Below are 262 nucleotides of genomic sequence, written 5' to 3'. Positions count from 1 at the left end.
AGGTCCTGACCAAGAAGCTCTTTGGCTATCGGCCGAAGAATTTCATCCTCTATCTCATGCGCATCTTCGTCCAGACCTTGGGCATCCATGACATATATGTCATCACGGACGAAGGCTTCTATACCAACAGCCATATGCTGCGCGGCAACCGTTCGAAGAAGACCAATTTCAATGAATTCTGGATCGGCGAAGGAGCCGCACCGGATGGCAAGGAACCGTGGTATTACCACCTGCCTATCGAAGAAAGACGGCGCAAATACGG

Annotated in this window: 1 protein-coding gene; it reads left to right on the top strand. The window is 51.1% G+C overall.

The features are described from left to right. Positions 1–56: 56 nt before the first annotated feature. On the top strand, positions 57–262 hold a 206-nt coding region (locus ACY0MJ_RS22400; RefSeq protein ID WP_462640769.1), incomplete at its 3' end, for a DUF535 family protein.

This window comes from Ramlibacter sp. bp-362 (assembly GCF_054956735.1).
This window is presented reverse-complemented; position numbering and strand designations above follow the sequence as displayed.